This window comes from Variovorax paradoxus NBRC 15149, from assembly GCF_001591365.1.
Taxonomy (GTDB): domain Bacteria; phylum Pseudomonadota; class Gammaproteobacteria; order Burkholderiales; family Burkholderiaceae_C; genus Variovorax; species Variovorax paradoxus.
In genome coordinates this window covers 2889354-2905283 of sequence record NZ_BCUT01000001.1, presented here as the reverse complement: position 1 = coordinate 2905283, position 15930 = coordinate 2889354, and the positions used below count along the sequence as shown (strand labels likewise).

Sequence of the window (15930 nt, the reverse complement as noted above, 5' to 3'; positions counted from 1 at the left end):
TCATGATGGCCAAGATCCCCGCACCGCCCTCGACAACGCACCTCGCGCTGCCGTTCTTCGATGACGCGCATCGCGCGCTCGCAAGCGAGCTGCTGCCCTGGTGCGCCGCGCAGGAAGTCGACGAGCGCGACGACCGCGCGGCCTGCCGCGAATGGGTGCGCCGCCTCGGCGACGGCGGCTGGCTGCGCTATGCCGTGCCCGGCAGCGCAGGCGGCGCGCTGGAGCGCCTCGACTCGCGCGCGCTCGTGCTGCTGCGCGAGACGCTCGGCTACCACTCGCCGCTGGCGGACTTCGCGTTTGCGATGCAAGGACTGGGCAGCGGCGCGATCACGCTCGCGGGCACGCCCGAGCAGCAGTCGCACTACCTCACAGCTGTGGGCAAGGGCGAGAAGATCGCGGCCTTTGCTCTCAGCGAACCCGATGCGGGCTCCGACGTGGCTGCGATGGCGATGCGCGCCGAAGCCATGCCCGACGGCTGGCGCCTCAACGGCGAGAAGACCTGGATCAGCAATGGCGGCATCGCCGACTTCTACTGCCTGTTCGCCAAGACCGATCCCGCGGGCGGCACGCGCGGCATCACGGCGTTCATCGTCGATGCAACCGCCGCCGGCCTCGACACCTCCGGGCACATCGACGTGATGGCGCCGCACCCGCTCGCCACGCTGCGCTTCCAGGACTGCATCGTGCCGCGCGCGGCGCAGCTCGGCGAACTCAACGGTGGTTTCAAGCTCGCGATGCGCACGCTCGACATCTTCCGTGCCTCCGTTGCAGCGGCGGCATTGGGCATGGGACGCCGCGCGCTCGCCGAAGCCATCGCGCATGCAAAGGGCCGGCGCATGTTCGGCCAGACGCTCGCCGATTTCCAGCTCACGCAGGCCAAGCTCGGCGAGATGGCCGCGCTGATCGACAGCGCCGCATTGCTCACCTACCGCGCCGCATGGATGCGCGACGACGCCGAACAGCGCGGCGCCCCCGCGGTGGGCGACGTGTCGGCCGCCGCGGCCATGGCCAAGATGTGCGCCACCGAGAACGCGAGCCGCGTGATCGACATGGCGCTGCAGATGCACGGCGGCCTTGGCGTGAAGGTTGGCACGAAGATTGAAAGTCTCTACCGCGACATCCGCTCGCTGCGCATCTACGAAGGCGCGACGGAGGTTCAGCAACTGATCATCGGCAAATCCGTTTTGCGGGGATAAACATCGTGTCAGCCCAAGTCGACCGCTTCGTTCACGACCGCCTGCCGCCCGCCGAGCAGCTGCCGGTCTTCCGCTACGACCTTCCGGAGCTGCAGCTGCCCGATCAGCTGAACCTCGTCGAGGAGCTCCTGGACAAGGCGCCCGCCAAGGGCTTCGGCGACAAGCCGATGCTGCGTTCGCCCGCCGGCACGCTGACCTATTCGCAGGCCGCCGTCGAGGTCAACCGCATCGCGCAGGTGCTGGTCGAAGACCTCGGCCTCGTGCCCGGCAACCGCGTGCTGCTGCGCGGCGGCAACTCGGTGGCCATGGCCTTGTCATGGCTCGCAGTGGTCAAGGCCGGCCTGATCGCGGTGGCCACCATGCCGCTGCTGCGCGCCAAGGAACTGGGCGAGATCATCGAGAAGGCGCGCCCCGTGGCGGCGCTGTGCGACGGGCGCCTGCTCGACGAGCTCGTGCTGGCACAGCGGGAGCATCCCGTGCTCGCATCGGTGATCGCGTTCAACAAACCCGATGCGCCCGATTCGCTGTCGGCACGCGCGGCCGGCAAGAGCGGCGTGTTCACCGCCTGCCCCACGGCGTCGGACGACATCGCCCTGCTCGCGTTCACCTCCGGCACCACGGGCAAGCCCAAGGCGCCGGTCACCACGCACCGCGACGTGCTCGCGATGTGCCAAACCTGGCCGCGCCATGTGCTGCAGGCGCGCAGCGACGACATCGTGATCGGCTCGCCGCCGCTGGCCTTCACCTTCGGGCTCGGCGGCCTGCTGGTGTTTCCGATGTGGGCCGGCGCCTCGGTGTACTTTGCCGATGCGCCGTTCACGCCCGAAGGTTTAGTGAAGCTCATCAACGAGGTCGGCGCGACCATCTGCTACACGGCCCCCACCTTCTATCGCCAGATGGCGCCCTTCGTGCGGCAGCACGGCGCGCCGAGCCTGCGCATCTGCGTGAGCGCGGGCGAGGCGCTGCCCGACGCCACGCGCCAGCTCTGGAAGGAAGCCACCGGCATCGAGATGCTCGACGGCATCGGCGGCACCGAGGTGTTCCACATCTACATCTCGGCCGCCGGCGACCAGGTGCGCCGCGGCGCGGTCGGCAAGGTGGTGCCCGGCTTCACCGCCAAGGTGGTGGACGACCAGGGCAACGAAGTGCCGCGCGGCACGGTCGGCAAGCTGGCGCTGCAGGGCCCCGTGGGCTGCCGCTACCTGGACGATCCGCGCCAGGCCGACTACGTGAAGAACGGCTGGAACTACCCCGGCGATTCGTTCGTGCAGGACGACGACGGCTACTTCTTCTACCAGGCGCGCGCCGACGACATGATCATCACGGCCGGCTACAACGTCGGCGGGCCCGAGGTCGAGGATGCGCTGCTCAAGCACCCGGCCGTGGCCGAGTGCGGCGTGATCGGCAAGCCCGATGCGGACCGCGGCATGATCGTGAAGGCCTTCTGCGTGCTCAAGCCCGGCCACGAAGGCGACGCGGCGCTCGTCAAGGCGCTGCAGGACCATGTGAAGGCCACCATCGCGCCCTTCAAATACCCGCGGGAGATCGAGTTCGTGCCGGTGCTGCCGCGCACCGAGACCGGCAAGCTCCAGCGATTCAAACTGAGACAACTCAACGAGACCACCCCATCATGATGAACAAACTCTTGCAGCCCCCGGGCTGGTTGCCCCCCAAGGGCTATGCGAATGGCGTGGCCGCACGCGGCACCATGGTGTTCGTCGGCGGCCAGATCGGCTGGAATGCGCAGCAGCAGTTCGAGTCGGACGACTTCATCGAGCAATGCGGCCTGGCGCTGCGCAACATCGCCGAGGTGCTGCGCGAAGCCGGCGCCGGCCCCGAGCACATGGTGCGCATGACCTGGTACGTGACCGACCGCGACGAATACAGCCGCCGGCTCGGCGAGCTCGGCCCGGTGTATCGCGACGCGATGGGGCGCAATTTCCCGGCCATGACCTGCGTGCAGGTGGCGGCGCTGGTCGAGCACCGCGCCAAGGTCGAGATCGAGGTCACGGCGGTCATTCCGGACTGACGGAACACCTGCGGGAAGCCGCCCCGTGCGGCGCAAACAAGAATGCCCTCTTCGCGAGGGCATTTTTCATGGCATGGGTGCATGGATCTGCCGACCTGAAGATCGGCGGGCCAAAGAAAAAGGCCCTTTGAATTTCAAAGGGCCTTTTAAATTGGTTGCGCGAGCAAGATTTGAACTTGCGACCTTTGGGTTATGAGCCCAACGAGCTACCAGGCTGCTCCATCGCGCGGCAAGATGGAATTATACCTTATTCAGCAGCGCCTTGCTCGGCGGCTTCTTCTTTAATTTCAGGACGGTCGACCAGTTCGACCAGAGCCATGGGTGCATTGTCGCCAACGCGGAAACCCATCTTCAGGATGCGGGTGTAGCCGCCCGGACGTGCTGCGAAGCGCGGGCCGAGTTCGCCGAAGAGCTTGACGACGCTGTCGCGGTCGCGCAGGCGGTCGAAGGCCAGGCGCTTGTTGGCAACCGTGGGCTTCTTGGCGAGCGTGATCATCGGTTCGATGACGCGGCGCAGTTCCTTGGCCTTGGGGACCGTGGTCTTGATGACTTCGTGCTCGATGAGCGAATTCATCATGTTCTGCAGCATCGCAAGGCGGTGCGAGCTGGTGCGGTTGAGTTTGCGGAGTCCGTGTCCGTGACGCATGGTGCTTTCCTTTACTTTATTAAACAGGCAGCCGTATCAGGTACTGCCCGGGCACGAGCCCTCATGGGCTCAATCTTCAAAAATCAACGCTTGTCGAGGCCGGCCGGCGGCCAGCTTTCAAGCTTCATACCCAAGGTCAGGCCGCGCGAGGCAAGCACTTCCTTGATTTCGTTGAGCGACTTGCGACCCAGGTTCGGGGTCTTGAGCAGCTCGTTCTCGGTGCGCTGGATCAGGTCGCCGATGTAGTAGATGTTTTCGGCCTTCAGGCAATTGGCCGAACGCACGGTGAGCTCGAGCTCGTCGACAGGGCGCAGCAGGATCGGATCGAATTGCTGTGCGCTGCGCGGTGCCGGCGCATCGAATGCAGCCAGTTCGCCGCCTTCGAGCTGCGCGAACACGGCCAGCTGCTCGACCAGGATTTTAGCCGAGGCGCGCACGGCGTCTTCGGCGGTGATCGCACCGTTGGTTTCGATCTCGACCAGCAGCTTGTCCAGGTCGGTGCGCTGTTCGACACGGGCGCTTTCGACCGTATAGCTCACGCGCTTGACGGGCGAGAACGAGGCGTCCAGGACGATGCGGCCGATCGACTTGGTCGGCTCGTCGGCATAGCGGCGCATCGTGCCGGGCACGTAGCCGCGGCCCTTTTCGACCTTGATCTGCATGTCGAGCTTGCCGCCTTGCGACAGGTGCGCGATCACGTGGTCGGGGTTGATGATCTCGACGTCGTGCGGGGTCTGGATGTCCGACGCCAGCACCGGGCCTTCGCCGTCCTTGCGCAGGCTCAGCGTGACTTCGTCGCGGTTGTGGAGCTTGAACACCACGCCCTTGAGATTCAGCAGGATGTTGACGACATCTTCCTGCACGCCGTCGATCGACGAGTACTCGTGCAGCACGCCGGCGATCGTGACTTCAGTGGCCGAATAACCGACCATCGACGACAGCAGGACGCGGCGCAGCGCGTTGCCGAGCGTGTGGCCGTAGCCGCGCTCGAAAGGCTCGAGCGTGACCTTGGCCTTGTTGGCGGCAAGTTGCTCGACCTGGATGGTCTTGGGTTTCAGCAGGGTGGTTTGCATGCAGACTTCCTCTCAATACCCCCGGCTCGTTACACCGGTAAGGCTGGTGAAGCACCCGTCGGGAGTGCCTCCCGATGGGAACAAAAAAATCAAAAGCGGACCGCAAAGCGCGGCCCGTTGTCGCCCGCTTAGCGCGAGTACAGTTCGACGATCAGCGATTCGTTGATGTCGGCTGCGAATTCGTCGCGATCGGGCACCTTCTTGAAGGTACCTTCGGCCTTGTCGGCGTTCACTTCGACCCAGGCCGGGATGCCGACCTGCTGGGCGAGCTGGAGCGCTTCGGCAATGCGGGTCTGCTTCTTCGACTTGTCGCGAACGGCGATCACGTCGCCGGTCTTCACCAGGTACGACGGGATGTTGACCGACTGGCCATTCACCGTGATCGCCTTGTGCGACACGAGCTGGCGCGCTTCGGCGCGCGTCGAGCCGAAGCCCATGCGGTAGACGACGTTGTCCAGGCGCGATTCGAGGATGAACAGCAGGTTGGCGCCGGTGTTGCCACGGCGGCGGTCGGCTTCTTCGAAGTAGCGGCGGAACTGCTTCTCGAGCACGCCGTACATGCGCTTGACCTTCTGCTTTTCGCGCAGCTGCAGGCCGTAGTCGGAGGTACGCTGACCCGAAGTGCGGCCATGCTGGCCGGGCTTGGAATCGAACTTGGCCTTGTCCTGGATGGAGCGGCGGGCGCTCTTGAGGAACAGGTCGGTGCCTTCACGGCGGGAGAGTTTGGCCTTGGGGCCGAGGTAGCGTGCCACGATTTTTCCTTTGTGTCATCTGCCGCAGTTGCCTGCGGGAGCCATCGGCGAAGACGCGGATGGCGGTGGGCTTAGTAAAAAAACAAATGCGCAGCCGCTCAAAAGCCGGCTGCGCCTTGCGGACTGACGATCAGATGCGGCGACGCTTCTGGGGACGGCAGCCGTTGTGCGGAACGGGCGTCACGTCGGCAATGGAATTGATCCGGATGCCGAGCGCAGCCAGTGCGCGCACCGACGATTCGCGACCGGGGCCGGGGCCCTTGATCTCGACGTCGAGGTTCTTGATGCCTTGTTCGACAGCAGCACGGCCGGCCACTTCGGAAGCCACCTGCGCAGCGAACGGGGTCGACTTGCGCGAGCCCTTGAAGCCCTGGCCACCCGACGAAGCCCACGACAGGGCGTTGCCCTGGCGATCGGTGATCGTGATGATGGTGTTGTTGAACGAGGCATGCACGTGGGCGATGCCGTCCGCAACGTTCTTGCGAACCTTCTTGCGAACGCGCTGTGCGGCGTTGTTTGCAGGTGCTTTAGCCATGCTGGTCTATCCTTATTTCTTCAGGGACTGCGCTGCCTTGCGCGGACCCTTGCGGGTGCGGGCATTGGTGCGCGTGCGCTGGCCGCGCATCGGCAGGCCGCGACGGTGACGGAAGCCGCGATAGCAGCCGATGTCCATCAAACGCTTGATGTTCATCGTCGTCTCGCGACGCAGATCGCCTTCGATGGTGAACAAGGCGATCTGGTCGCGGATCTTTTCGAGATCGGCGTCAGTCAGGTCCTTGATCTTCTTCGAATATTCGATGCCGCTCGCTTCGCAGATCTGACGGGCGCGGGTGCGACCGATGCCGAAGATGGCGGTCAGGCCGATTTCAGCGTGCTTGTGCGGCGGAATGTTGATGCCAGCAATACGTGCCATGTGCGTCCTCTAATACTCTTCAATCAACCCTGGCGCTGCTTGTGGCGCGGGTCGGTGCAAATCACACGCACCACACCTTTACGGCGGATGACCTTGCAATTACGGCAGATGGTTTTGACCGAAGCCGAAACTCTCATTTCATTCTCCTAAAACTGTTTAACGTGGCGGTACACCGCCCACACCCAAATTCTCAATACTGAAACTCACAGCCCTACGATGTCTTGAAGTTGGCCTTCTTCAGCAGCGATTCGTACTGCTGGGACATCATGTAGTTTTGCACCTGGGCCATGAAGTCCATCGTGACGACCACGATGATCAGCAGGGAGGTACCACCGAAGTAGAACGGGACGTTGTACTTCAGGATCAGGAACTCGGGCAGCAGGCAGACGAAGGTGATGTACACCGCGCCAGCCAACGTCAGGCGAACCAGAATCTTGTCGATATAGCGAGCGGTCTGGTCACCCGGACGGATGCCCGGAATGAATGCACCGCTCTTCTTCAGGTTGTCGGCCGTTTCCTTGCTGTTGAACACGAGTGCCGTGTAGAAGAAGCAGAAGAAAACGATCGCAGCAGCGTACAGCAGCACGTAGATCGGCTCGCCCGGACGCAATGCGCCGGCCACGTCCTTGATCCAGCCGAAACCACCTTCGCCGGTGCTGAACCAGCCGACCACCGTTGCGGGCAGCAGGATGATCGAGGAGGCGAAGATCGGCGGAATCACGCCGGCCATGTTCAGCTTCAAGGGCAGGTGCGACGACTGGCCGCCATAGACTTTGTTGCCGACCTGGCGCCGCGCATAGTTCACGAGGATCTTGCGCTGGCCGCGTTCGACGAACACCACGAAGTAGGTGACCAGCACCACGATCGCGATGATGAAGAGCGCAATGATCGGGTTCATCGCACCGGTGGTCACCAGCGAAGCGAGGCCGCCGATGGCATTGGGCAGACCGGCCGCGATACCTGCAAAGATCAGGATCGAGATGCCGTTGCCGAGGCCCCGTTCGGTGATCTGCTCGCCGAGCCACATCAGGAACATCGAACCTGCCGTGAGGCTCACCATGGCGGTCAGGCGGAAGCCGAAACCGGGCGAGATGACCAGGCCGGCCGAAGACTCGAGCGCCACTGCAATGCTGAACGACTGGAACAGGGCCAGGCCGAGCGCGCCATAGCGCGTGTACTGCGTGATCTTGCGGCGGCCGGCCTCGCCTTCCTTCTTCAATTGCTCGAAGGTCGGAATCACGTAGGTCATCAGCTGCATGATGATCGACGCCGAGATGTACGGCATGATCCCCAACGCGAACACGGTGAAGCGCGACAGCGCCCCGCCCGAGAACATGTTGAACAGGCTCAGGATGCCGCCCTGCTGGCCCTGGAACAACGCCGCCAGCTGATCCGGGTTGATGCCCGGCACAGGAATGTGCGCGCCGATCCGATAGACCACGAGCGCGAGCAGCAAGAAGACGAGCCGGCGACGCAGGTCGCCGAACTTGCCTGTCTTTGCGATCGTTGCCGCGTTAGTTGCCACGAAGAACTTCTTTCAGTCCAGTGTGATCAGGCGATGCTGCCGCCGGCTGCTTCGATCGCAGCCTTGGCACCAGCGGTTGCACCCACGCCCGTCAGCTTGACGGCCTTGGTGAGTTCACCGGTCTTGACGATCTTGACGACCTTGGCGAGCTGGCCCACGAGGCCGGCTTGCTTGAGCGCCAGGATGTCCACTTCGGCCAGGCCGAGCTGCTCGAGGGCAGTCAGCGTGACTTCGGCGTTGAACTTCAGCAGGTGCGACTTGAAGCCGCGCTTGGGCAGGCGGCGCTGCAGCGGCATTTGACCGCCTTCGAAGCCGACCTTGTGGAAGCCGCCTGCGCGCGACTTCTGACCCTTGTGACCACGGCCTGCGGTCTTGCCGATACCGGAGCCGATACCGCGGCCGACGCGGCGCTTGGCGTGCTTGGCGCCAGCTGCCGGCTTGATGCCATTGAGTTCCATATCAGTCTCTCTTACAGAACTTTGACCAGATAACTGATCTTGTTGATCATGCCGCGCACCGCCGGGGTGTCCTGCAGCTCGCTCACGCTGTTGAGCTTGCGCAGGCCGAGGCCACGCACGGTCGCGCGATGCGATTCCTTGGTGCCAATCGGGCTCTTGACCAATTGCACCTTGAGGGTTTGTTGTTGCGTCGTCATTTGAATGCTTCCTTCAGCCTTGCGAGAGCTTGCGCTCAGGCGAAGATTTCTTCGACGGTCAGGCCGCGCTTGGCAGCCACTTCGGACGCGGTCGTCGAGTTCTTCAACCCGTCGAGCGTGGCGCGAACCATGTTGTAGGGGTTCGACGAACCATGGCTCTTGGCCACGATGTCGGTGATGCCCATGACTTCGAACACGGCGCGCATCGGGCCGCCGGCGATGATGCCGGTACCCTTCGGGGCCGGGATCATGACCACCGAGGCAGCGCCCCAGTGGCCCGTCACGCGGTGATGCAGCGTGCCGTTCTTGATCGAGATCTTGGCCAGGTTGCGACGGGCTTCTTCCATCGCCTTCTGCACGGCAGCAGGCACTTCCTTGGACTTGCCCTTGCCCATGCCGACGCGGCCGTCGCCGTCGCCCACGACGGTGAGTGCTGCGAAACCGAGGATACGACCACCCTTCACCACCTTGGTGACGCGGTTGATCGCGATCATCTTCTCGCGCAAACCGTCTTCAGGGCCTTCGTTCTGCGTTCTTGCTTGAATCTTTGCCATTTTGAATCTCGTGTCCGTTTAGAACTGCAGGCCGGCTTCGCGGGCAGCGTCGGCCAGCGCCTTGACGCGGCCGTGGTACGCGAAACCAGCGCGGTCGAAGGCGACCTTCTCGACGCCGGCAGCCTTCGCCTTTTCAGCGATGCGCTTGCCGATGGCCGTTGCAGCGGCGGCATTGCCGCCCTTGCCCGAACCGCCGAGTGCAGCGCGCACTTCGGCTTCGGCCGTCGATGCGGTGGCGATCACCTTGGTGCCGTCGTCGGAGATGACGGTGGCATAGATGTGCAGGTTGGTGCGGTTCACCGTCAGACGGGCCACGCCCTGCGTCGCGATGCGGATGCGGGTCTGGCGCGAGCGGCGAAGACGCTGTGCTTTTTTGGTCAACATCATTTTGCTGCCCCTTACTTCTTCTTGGTCTCTTTGATCACGATCTTCTCGTCCGAATAACGGATGCCCTTGCCCTTGTAGGGCTCAGGCGGACGAACAGCGCGGATCTCAGCGGCGATTTGACCAACGCGCTGACGGTCAGCACCCTTGATCACGATTTCGGTCGGGGTCGCAGTGGCCACCGTGATGCCTTGGGGCATGTCGATGTTGACCGGGTGCGAATAGCCGACTTGCAGGTTCAACTTGTTGTTGGACGCTGCAGCCTTGTAGCCGACGCCGACCAGGTTGAGCTTCTTTTCGAAGCCCTTGGTCACGCCAACCACCATGTTGTTCACCAGCTGGCGGATCGTGCCGCTCATCGCGTTCGCTTCACGCGACTCGTTGGCGGGCTCGAAATTCAGCTTGCCGTCGTTGCTGACGACCTTGACCAGGGGGTTGCGTGCAAGGTTGAGCGTGCCGCCCGTGCCCTTGACGCTGATCTGGTCTTCCTTGATCGACACATCCACGCCTGCGGGGATGGTGATCGGCATTTTTCCTACTCGGGACATTTCAGTTACTCCTCGATGTCTCGGTTAGGCGACGTAGCACAGCACTTCGCCACCGACACCGGTAGCGCGCGCCTTGCGGTCGGTCATCACGCCCTTGGGGGTCGTGACGATCGCGACGCCCAGGCCGTTCTGGACTTGCGGAATGGAAGCACTGGCCTTGTAGACGCGCAGGCCGGGACGGCTCACGCGCTCGATGCGCTCGATGACCGGACGGCCAGCGTAGTACTTCAGGGTAATGACGAGTTCGGTCTTGCCGTCTTCGGTCTTGACCTGGAAACCGTCGATATAGCCTTCGTCCTTCAGGACCTGCGAGATCGCGATCTTCACCTTGGAAGACGGGACCGACACAGTGGGCTTCGCCACCATCTGCGCGTTACGGATACGCGTCAGCAGGTCGGCAATGGGATCACTCATGCTCATGTTGTTTGCTCCTGCCTGGCTTACCAGCTGGCCTTGGTGACACCGGGGATGTCGCCATTGAAGGCCAGTTCGCGGATCTTGGCGCGGGCCAGACCGAATTGACGGAAGGTGCCACGGGGGCGACCGGTGATTTCGCAACGGTTGCGCTGGCGCGTGGGGTTCGCGTTGCGCGGAAGCTTCTGCAGGCCCAGGCGGGCAGCAGCGCGCTCTTCGTCGCTCTTCTTCAGGTCGTTGGAGATTGCCTTCAGTTCCGCGTGCTTCGCAGCGTACTTGGCGACCAGCTTGTCGCGCTTGAGTTCGCGTTGGATCAGGGATTGTTTAGCCACGGTGCGCCTCAGTTCTTGAACGGGAAACGGAAACCAGCGAGAAGCGCCTTGGCTTCTTCGTCGGTCTTGGCCGTCGTCGTGATGCTGATGTTGAGACCGCGCAGGGCATCGACCTTGTCGTATTCGATCTCGGGGAAAATGATCTGTTCCTTGACGCCGATGTTGTAGTTGCCACGGCCGTCGAACGCACGGCCGGAAATGCCGCGGAAGTCGCGAACACGCGGCAGCGCGATGGTCACGAAACGGTCCAGGAACTCATACATCTGCACGCCACGCAGCGTGACCATGCAGCCGATCGGCTGGTTTTCGCGGATCTTGAAACCGGCGATGGCCTTCTTCGACTTGGTGACCACGGGCTTCTGGCCGGCGATCTTGGTCAGGTCGGCAACTGCGTTGTCCAGGACCTTCTTGTCGGCGACAGCTTCACCCACGCCCATGTTGAGCGTGATCTTGGTGAGGCGGGGGACCTGCATCGGCGACTTGTAGCCGAACTTTTCCGTCAGGTCTTTCGCGATCTTTTCGCGATAGTGTTGTTGGAGACGTGCCATGTGAGTACCTCTTAGGCGAACTTGATTTCGTCGCCGCTGGACTTGAAGACGCGAACAGCCACGCGCTTGCCGTCAGCACCCTGGGTGATCTTGATGCCCACGCGATCGGCCTTGCCGGTCGCGGCATTGAAGATCGCCACGTTGGATTGGTGGATGGGCATGGTCTTCTCGACGATGCCGCCGGTCGTACCCTTGAGGGGGTTCGGCTTGGCGTGCTTCTTGACGATGTTCACGCCCTCGACGACGAGGTGCGAATCATCCTTGCGCAGCGAGACGGTGCCGCGCTTGCCTTTGTCGCGCCCGGCCAACACGATGACCTGGTCGCCTTTGCGAATCTTGTTCATGGCGTTGTTGTCCTTAGAGAACTTCGGGGGCCAGCGACACGATCTTCATGAACTTTTCGGTGCGCAGCTCGCGCGTCACCGGTCCGAAGATGCGGGTGCCGATCGGCTCCAGCTTGGCGTTGAGCAACACGGCTGCGTTGCCATCGAATTTGACGAGCGAACCGTCGGCGCGACGGATGCCCTTGGCGGTGCGGACCACCACTGCGCTGTAGATCTCGCCCTTTTTGACGCGACCACGCGGAGCGGCTTCCTTGATGCTCACCTTGATGACGTCGCCCACGCTGGCATAACGCCGCTTGGAGCCACCGAGCACCTTGATACACAGGACGGACTTCGCGCCTGTGTTGTCGGCCACTTCGAGCCGGGATTCAGTTTGGATCATTGCTAGTAGTTCCCAACTTGTACCGATGCGCCTCCGGGAGGGAAACGCTGCGGTCAGTCTTGGGCCCGTCGTCCGCACCTCGAACCACTCGAGGCACTTCCGCTTTGGGCTGAAAGCTTCGCCTTTTGAAGCGAAGCCTGCGATTGTTGCACGCAGGCCAAGGCATGTCAACTGCCTTCTGAGATCGAATCGAACTGGAACTAGACTCGGCGGCGTGCGCACCTTCGATCCAGGCCCCATATCGCCCATGCGCCGCCGGCTGCTGGCGGGGGCGGGCGCCATGGCGGCGGGGCTCGCAGCGCTGGGATTGGCCGGCTGCCGCAGTCCGGCCATTCCGCCGGCGGGGCCACAGCGGCTGCGCCGCCTTGCCGAGGCGCACTGGCCGCACCGGCTGAATATACAGGGCACGACCGCCGGCGGCCTCTCGGGCATCGACTACGATGCAAAAAGAAGTGAGTACCTGCTGCTCAGCGACGATCGGTCAGACCTCGATCCTGCGCGTTTCTATGTGGCGCAATGGGCGCCTCCCTGGGCGCTGCCACCCGAACCGAAAGGTGTCGTGCAGCTGCAACGCCCGGGCGGCGGTCCCTGGCCTGCGCGGCGCCGCGCCGAGCCCGGCACCCCGGTTCCGGACCCCGAATCGCTGCGCCTGCGCCCAGGCGCCGGAACCCTGCTCTGGACGAGCGAAGGCGATGTGGGCCGGGGATTCGGCCCGGCCTTGTACGAGTCGGCGCGCGACGGCCGCCTGCTGCGCGAGTTCGCGCTGCCGGCCATGTTCAACCCCGATCCGGCCCAGCGCCGGGGCCCGCGCGACAACCTGGGCCTCGAGGGCCTGGCGCTGGCGCCCGACGGCCGCCACGCCTGGCTTGGCATGGAAAACGCGCTGATCCAGGACGGCCCGGTTCCCACCACGAGGGCGCCGGGCGGTCCCTGCCGGCTGACCCGGATCGACCTGGAGACCGGCCAGGCCACGCGCCAGATCGCCTATGTGCCCGATGCGATCCCGCTGCGGCCGCTCATTCCTGGCAGCCATGCGGACAACGGCATCAGCGAGATCCTGATGCTCGACGCCGACCGCATGCTGGTGCTGGAACGCGCCTATGCCACCGGCGCCGGAAACTCGCTGCGCCTGTACGAGATCGATACCCGCAACGCCACCGACGTGCTGGCGATCGACGCGCTCGCCGCGGACAACCACCGCCCCGCGCCGAAAACCCTGGTCGCCGACTTCGCCTGGCTCGGCCTTTCGCGCCTCGACAACACCGAGGGCATGTGCTGGGGACCGCCGCTGCCGGACGGCAAGCGCATGCTGGTGGTCGTGAGCGACGACAATTTCAACCCGCTGCAGACAACCCAGTTTGCGGCATTCGAATACACCGACCGACCATGACCATCGCCGTCACCTTCCTGCCCCGCACCGCACCGCCGCCGCTGCCTCCGATCGCCTTCATCGGCGGCGGCAACATGGCCAGCGCCATCATCGGCGGCCTCATCAAGCAGGGTACGCCCGCCGGCAGCTTCGAAGTGGTCGAGCCCTTCGAGGAGGCCCGCACCAAGCTTGCGCAATCCTTCGGCATTGCCGCCCACGCCGAGGCCGGCGACGCCCTTTCGCGCTGCTCGGTGGTGGTGTGGGCGGTCAAGCCGCAGACTTTCGCGGACGCGGCCGCCCCGGTGCGCGCATTCGCGGCCAACGCACTGCACCTGAGCGTGGCGGCCGGCATTCCGTCGGGCAGCATCGCGCGCTGGCTCGGCAGCGAACGCGTGGTGCGCGCCATGCCCAACACGCCGGCGCTGGTGGGCCAGGGCATGACCGGCCTTTTTGCGCGGGCCGCGGTGGAGGCCGCCGACCGCGCCCTGGTCGGCCAGCTGCTGGCGCCGACCGGCGAGCTGCTCTGGGTCGACGACGAAGCCGCGCTCGATGCGGTGACGGCCATGTCCGGCTCCGGCCCGGCCTATGTGTTCTATTTCATCGAGGCCATGACCGAAGCCGGCGTCGAGATGGGCCTGCCGCTCGAGCAGGCCCAGCGGCTGGCCATCGGCACCTTCACCGGCGCTTCGGCGCTGGCGCACAGCGCCACCGAGCCGCCGTCGGTGCTGCGCGAACGCGTGACCTCCAAGGGCGGCACCACCCATGCGGCGATCAGCGCGCTCGAAGGCGCCGACGTCAAGGCGAAGTTCAAGGCCGCCATCCGCGCGGCGCAGAAGCGCGCCGCCGAGCTGGGCGAGGAATTCGGCCGCGCCTGAGCCTCGTCAGGCCGCCAGTGCGCGCGGCCCGAGGAAGACCAGCCACTCGGCCGCCAGCGTGACGGTGCCGTCCTCGAGCTCCAGCAGCACCGCCTCCTTCAGCAGGAAGCTCTCTCCGGGCTTGGGCATCGCCTCGAGAATGCGCACACGCGCCCGGAAGCGCGCGCCGACGGGCATCGGCCTGACGAAGCGCAAGCGGTCGAATCCATAGTTCAGCGCGTGGTTCGCATCGAAGGGCAGCAGCGTCCGCATGGCCTCGCCGGTCAGCCGGATCAGGTGCGACACCTGGAAGAAGCCCGGCACGATCGTTCCGCCGTAGTTCGCCTCGCGGGCGGCGCGCTCCGGATCGAGGTGGATCCATTCGCCCTCGCCGTCGCCCGAGAGCGCCGCGTACCGGTCGACCATCTCCTGCGTGATGAGGTGCCATCCGGACAGGCCTTCCTGGCCGATCTTCTGCGTCAGGCGATCGAGCATGTGCGTCCTGTCTTTCTAGCTAGCGAATGGCGTAGCCGGCCGCGATGCCGGCAAACACGGTGAAGCCGAGCCAGTGGTTCAGCCGGAAGGCCTTGAAGCAGCCGTCGCGCGTGCGCTCGCGGATCAGCCGCCAGTGCCAGGCGGCCTGTCCCGCGGCCGCGGCGATCCCCGCGAAGAACGGGGCCCCCAGCGACCGGCTCGCGCCGGCCCAGGTCCAGACCGCCAGGAAGACCGCGTAGCTCAGCATCACCGCCGCCACGTCGAAGCGGCCGAAGGTGATGGCCGAGGTCTTCATGCCGATCTTGAGGTCGTCGTCGCGGTCGACCATCGCGTACTCGGTGTCGTAGGCCAGCACCCAGAACAGGTTGCCGGCCAGCAGCCAGGCGGCGAACACGGGCACGCTGGCTTGCACCGCCGCAAAAGCCATCGGGATGCCGAAGCTGAAGGCGATGCCGAGCACCGCCTGCGGGACCGACACGAAGCGCTTGGCGAAGGGATAGGCCAGCGTGATGGCCAGCGCCGCGAACGACCACAGGATGGTGAGCCGGTTGGTCGTGAGCACCAGCCCGAAAGCCAGGAGTGCCAGCACCGCGCCCAGCGCGAGCGCCTCCCTGACCGAGACCGCGCCGCTGGTCACCGGCCGCTGGGCGGTCCGCTTCACGTGGCGGTCGAAGTCGCGGTCGGCCACGTCGTTAACGCAGCAGCCTGCGCTGCGCATCAGGATGGTGCCCAGCACGAACACGGCCAGCAGGTGCCAGCCCGGCCAGCCTTCGGCCGCGAACCAGAGCGCGCCCAGCGTGGGCCACAGCAGCAGCAGCCAGCCGGCGGGGCGGTTCCAGCGGATCAGGTCGAGATAGAGCGCAAAACGGCGGGCAAGCATGCGGCGGGCAAAAAAAGAGCGGCCATTGTGCCGCTCC

The 15930-nt window shown here is 64.7% G+C and carries 24 protein-coding genes and 1 tRNA gene; 5 read left to right on the top strand and 20 right to left on the bottom strand.

Going from position 1 to position 15930, the window contains the following annotated elements:
• Positions 1-2: 2 nt before the first annotated feature.
• Genes VPA02S_RS13560 through VPA02S_RS13550 form a run of 3 tightly spaced genes read left to right on the top strand, consistent with a single transcriptional unit; the run spans position 3 to position 3225 of the window.
• Complete coding sequence (locus VPA02S_RS13560) at positions 3-1196, top strand: acyl-CoA dehydrogenase family protein (protein WP_062364119.1); 1194 nt, start codon at positions 3-5, stop codon at positions 1194-1196.
• Positions 1197-1201: 5 nt separating this feature from the next.
• On the top strand, positions 1202-2830 hold the full coding sequence (locus tag VPA02S_RS13555) for an AMP-binding protein (RefSeq protein ID WP_062364117.1): 1629 nt from the start codon (positions 1202-1204) through the stop codon (positions 2828-2830).
• On the top strand, positions 2827-3225 hold the full coding sequence (locus VPA02S_RS13550; RefSeq protein ID WP_015867791.1) for a RidA family protein: 399 nt from the start codon (positions 2827-2829) through the stop codon (positions 3223-3225). Before VPA02S_RS13555 ends, VPA02S_RS13550 begins: the two co-directional genes overlap by 4 nt.
• 152 nt (positions 3226-3377) lie before the next feature.
• Here the strand turns inward: VPA02S_RS13550 and VPA02S_RS13545 are convergent.
• From VPA02S_RS13545 to rplN, 18 genes are all read right to left on the bottom strand, one after another.
• A tRNA-Met gene (locus VPA02S_RS13545) sits at positions 3378-3454 on the bottom strand.
• 18 nt (positions 3455-3472) lie between these two features.
• The gene (gene rplQ, locus VPA02S_RS13540) at positions 3473-3871 is read right to left on the bottom strand and encodes a 50S ribosomal protein L17 (RefSeq protein WP_015867792.1); all 399 of its coding nucleotides are present in this window, start codon (positions 3869-3871) and stop codon (positions 3473-3475) included.
• 83 nt (positions 3872-3954) lie between these two features.
• A complete protein-coding gene (locus VPA02S_RS13535) occupies positions 3955-4944 on the bottom strand; it encodes a DNA-directed RNA polymerase subunit alpha (protein WP_009124827.1) in 990 nt (329 codons plus the stop codon).
• 128 nt (positions 4945-5072) lie between these two features.
• The gene (rpsD, locus tag VPA02S_RS13530) at positions 5073-5696 is read right to left on the bottom strand and encodes a 30S ribosomal protein S4 (protein WP_013544104.1); all 624 of its coding nucleotides are present in this window, start codon (positions 5694-5696) and stop codon (positions 5073-5075) included.
• A gap of 130 nt (positions 5697-5826) precedes the next feature.
• Positions 5827-6231: a 30S ribosomal protein S11 gene (rpsK, locus tag VPA02S_RS13525; RefSeq protein WP_009124825.1), complete on the bottom strand. Its 405-nt coding sequence runs from the start codon at positions 6229-6231 to the stop codon at positions 5827-5829.
• Positions 6232-6243: 12 nt separating this feature from the next.
• Positions 6244-6609 (bottom strand): 30S ribosomal protein S13, encoded by a 366-nt coding sequence (gene rpsM, locus VPA02S_RS13520; protein WP_013544105.1) that lies wholly within the window; start codon positions 6607-6609, stop codon positions 6244-6246.
• A gap of 23 nt (positions 6610-6632) precedes the next feature.
• Positions 6633-6746, bottom strand: coding sequence for a 50S ribosomal protein L36 (gene rpmJ, locus VPA02S_RS31360; protein WP_013544106.1), 114 nt, complete (start codon positions 6744-6746; stop codon positions 6633-6635).
• Between the two features lie 74 nt (positions 6747-6820).
• Positions 6821-8134 (bottom strand): preprotein translocase subunit SecY, encoded by a 1314-nt coding sequence (secY, locus tag VPA02S_RS13515; RefSeq protein ID WP_018905177.1) that lies wholly within the window; start codon positions 8132-8134, stop codon positions 6821-6823.
• A gap of 26 nt (positions 8135-8160) precedes the next feature.
• Complete coding sequence (gene rplO / locus VPA02S_RS13510; RefSeq protein WP_062364115.1) at positions 8161-8592, bottom strand: 50S ribosomal protein L15; 432 nt, start codon at positions 8590-8592, stop codon at positions 8161-8163.
• An 11-nt stretch (positions 8593-8603) separates the two neighbouring features.
• A complete protein-coding gene (gene rpmD, locus VPA02S_RS13505) occupies positions 8604-8789 on the bottom strand; it encodes a 50S ribosomal protein L30 (protein WP_009124818.1) in 186 nt (61 codons plus the stop codon).
• Positions 8790-8824: 35 nt separating this feature from the next.
• A complete protein-coding gene (rpsE, locus tag VPA02S_RS13500; RefSeq protein WP_015867795.1) occupies positions 8825-9343 on the bottom strand; it encodes a 30S ribosomal protein S5 in 519 nt (172 codons plus the stop codon).
• 18 nt (positions 9344-9361) lie between these two features.
• Positions 9362-9727 (bottom strand): 50S ribosomal protein L18, encoded by a 366-nt coding sequence (gene rplR / locus VPA02S_RS13495; RefSeq protein WP_021012927.1) that lies wholly within the window; start codon positions 9725-9727, stop codon positions 9362-9364.
• Between the two features lie 14 nt (positions 9728-9741).
• Positions 9742-10275: a 50S ribosomal protein L6 gene (rplF, locus tag VPA02S_RS13490; protein ID WP_013544111.1), complete on the bottom strand. Its 534-nt coding sequence runs from the start codon at positions 10273-10275 to the stop codon at positions 9742-9744.
• Between the two features lie 24 nt (positions 10276-10299).
• On the bottom strand, positions 10300-10695 hold the full coding sequence (rpsH, locus tag VPA02S_RS13485; RefSeq protein WP_015867797.1) for a 30S ribosomal protein S8: 396 nt from the start codon (positions 10693-10695) through the stop codon (positions 10300-10302).
• Between the two features lie 20 nt (positions 10696-10715).
• Positions 10716-11021 (bottom strand): 30S ribosomal protein S14, encoded by a 306-nt coding sequence (gene rpsN, locus VPA02S_RS13480; RefSeq protein WP_015867798.1) that lies wholly within the window; start codon positions 11019-11021, stop codon positions 10716-10718.
• Positions 11022-11029: 8 nt separating this feature from the next.
• Positions 11030-11569: a 50S ribosomal protein L5 gene (gene rplE, locus VPA02S_RS13475; RefSeq protein WP_013544114.1), complete on the bottom strand. Its 540-nt coding sequence runs from the start codon at positions 11567-11569 to the stop codon at positions 11030-11032.
• An 11-nt stretch (positions 11570-11580) separates the two neighbouring features.
• Complete coding sequence (gene rplX, locus VPA02S_RS13470; protein WP_015867799.1) at positions 11581-11913, bottom strand: 50S ribosomal protein L24; 333 nt, start codon at positions 11911-11913, stop codon at positions 11581-11583.
• A 13-nt stretch (positions 11914-11926) separates the two neighbouring features.
• Positions 11927-12295 (bottom strand): 50S ribosomal protein L14, encoded by a 369-nt coding sequence (rplN, locus tag VPA02S_RS13465; RefSeq protein ID WP_009124801.1) that lies wholly within the window; start codon positions 12293-12295, stop codon positions 11927-11929.
• Between the two features lie 247 nt (positions 12296-12542).
• Here rplN and VPA02S_RS13460 point away from each other — a divergent pair, with 247 nt between their 5' ends.
• Positions 12543-13685, top strand: coding sequence for an esterase-like activity of phytase family protein (locus VPA02S_RS13460; protein WP_062364485.1), 1143 nt, complete (start codon positions 12543-12545; stop codon positions 13683-13685).
• Complete coding sequence (gene proC, locus VPA02S_RS13455; protein WP_062364113.1) at positions 13682-14539, top strand: pyrroline-5-carboxylate reductase; 858 nt, start codon at positions 13682-13684, stop codon at positions 14537-14539. Before VPA02S_RS13460 ends, proC begins: the two co-directional genes overlap by 4 nt.
• A gap of 6 nt (positions 14540-14545) precedes the next feature.
• Here proC and VPA02S_RS13450 read toward each other — a convergent pair whose 3' ends face one another.
• Together VPA02S_RS13450 and ubiA are read right to left on the bottom strand one after the other, a co-directional pair.
• Complete coding sequence (locus VPA02S_RS13450) at positions 14546-15013, bottom strand: MaoC/PaaZ C-terminal domain-containing protein (protein ID WP_062364112.1); 468 nt, start codon at positions 15011-15013, stop codon at positions 14546-14548.
• Between the two features lie 19 nt (positions 15014-15032).
• Positions 15033-15893: a 4-hydroxybenzoate octaprenyltransferase gene (ubiA, locus tag VPA02S_RS13445; RefSeq protein WP_062364110.1), complete on the bottom strand. Its 861-nt coding sequence runs from the start codon at positions 15891-15893 to the stop codon at positions 15033-15035.
• Between the last annotated feature and the right edge of the window lie 37 nt (positions 15894-15930).

Coding starts and splice junctions, on each gene's coding strand:
- VPA02S_RS13560 (WP_062364119.1), top strand. CDS start 3: ATGATGGCCAAGATCCCCGCACCGCCCTCGACAACGCACCTCGCGCTG.
- VPA02S_RS13550 (WP_015867791.1), top strand. CDS start 2,827: ATGATGAACAAACTCTTGCAGCCCCCGGGCTGGTTGCCCCCCAAGGGC.
- rplQ (WP_015867792.1), bottom strand. CDS start 3,871: ATGCGTCACGGACACGGACTCCGCAAACTCAACCGCACCAGCTCGCAC.
- VPA02S_RS13535 (WP_009124827.1), bottom strand. CDS start 4,944: ATGCAAACCACCCTGCTGAAACCCAAGACCATCCAGGTCGAGCAACTT.
- rpsK (WP_009124825.1), bottom strand. CDS start 6,231: ATGGCTAAAGCACCTGCAAACAACGCCGCACAGCGCGTTCGCAAGAAG.
- rpsM (WP_013544105.1), bottom strand. CDS start 6,609: ATGGCACGTATTGCTGGCATCAACATTCCGCCGCACAAGCACGCTGAA.
- rpmJ (WP_013544106.1), bottom strand. CDS start 6,746: ATGAGAGTTTCGGCTTCGGTCAAAACCATCTGCCGTAATTGCAAGGTC.
- rplO (WP_062364115.1), bottom strand. CDS start 8,592: ATGGAACTCAATGGCATCAAGCCGGCAGCTGGCGCCAAGCACGCCAAG.
- rpmD (WP_009124818.1), bottom strand. CDS start 8,789: ATGACGACGCAACAACAAACCCTCAAGGTGCAATTGGTCAAGAGCCCG.
- rpsE (WP_015867795.1), bottom strand. CDS start 9,343: ATGGCAAAGATTCAAGCAAGAACGCAGAACGAAGGCCCTGAAGACGGT.
- rplR (WP_021012927.1), bottom strand. CDS start 9,727: ATGTTGACCAAAAAAGCACAGCGTCTTCGCCGCTCGCGCCAGACCCGC.
- rplF (WP_013544111.1), bottom strand. CDS start 10,275: ATGTCCCGAGTAGGAAAAATGCCGATCACCATCCCCGCAGGCGTGGAT.
- rpsH (WP_015867797.1), bottom strand. CDS start 10,695: ATGAGCATGAGTGATCCCATTGCCGACCTGCTGACGCGTATCCGTAAC.
- rplE (WP_013544114.1), bottom strand. CDS start 11,569: ATGGCACGTCTCCAACAACACTATCGCGAAAAGATCGCGAAAGACCTG.
- rplX (WP_015867799.1), bottom strand. CDS start 11,913: ATGAACAAGATTCGCAAAGGCGACCAGGTCATCGTGTTGGCCGGGCGC.
- rplN (WP_009124801.1), bottom strand. CDS start 12,295: ATGATCCAAACTGAATCCCGGCTCGAAGTGGCCGACAACACAGGCGCG.
- VPA02S_RS13460 (WP_062364485.1), top strand. CDS start 12,543: ATGCGCCGCCGGCTGCTGGCGGGGGCGGGCGCCATGGCGGCGGGGCTC.
- proC (WP_062364113.1), top strand. CDS start 13,682: ATGACCATCGCCGTCACCTTCCTGCCCCGCACCGCACCGCCGCCGCTG.
- VPA02S_RS13450 (WP_062364112.1), bottom strand. CDS start 15,013: ATGCTCGATCGCCTGACGCAGAAGATCGGCCAGGAAGGCCTGTCCGGA.
- ubiA (WP_062364110.1), bottom strand. CDS start 15,893: ATGCTTGCCCGCCGTTTTGCGCTCTATCTCGACCTGATCCGCTGGAAC.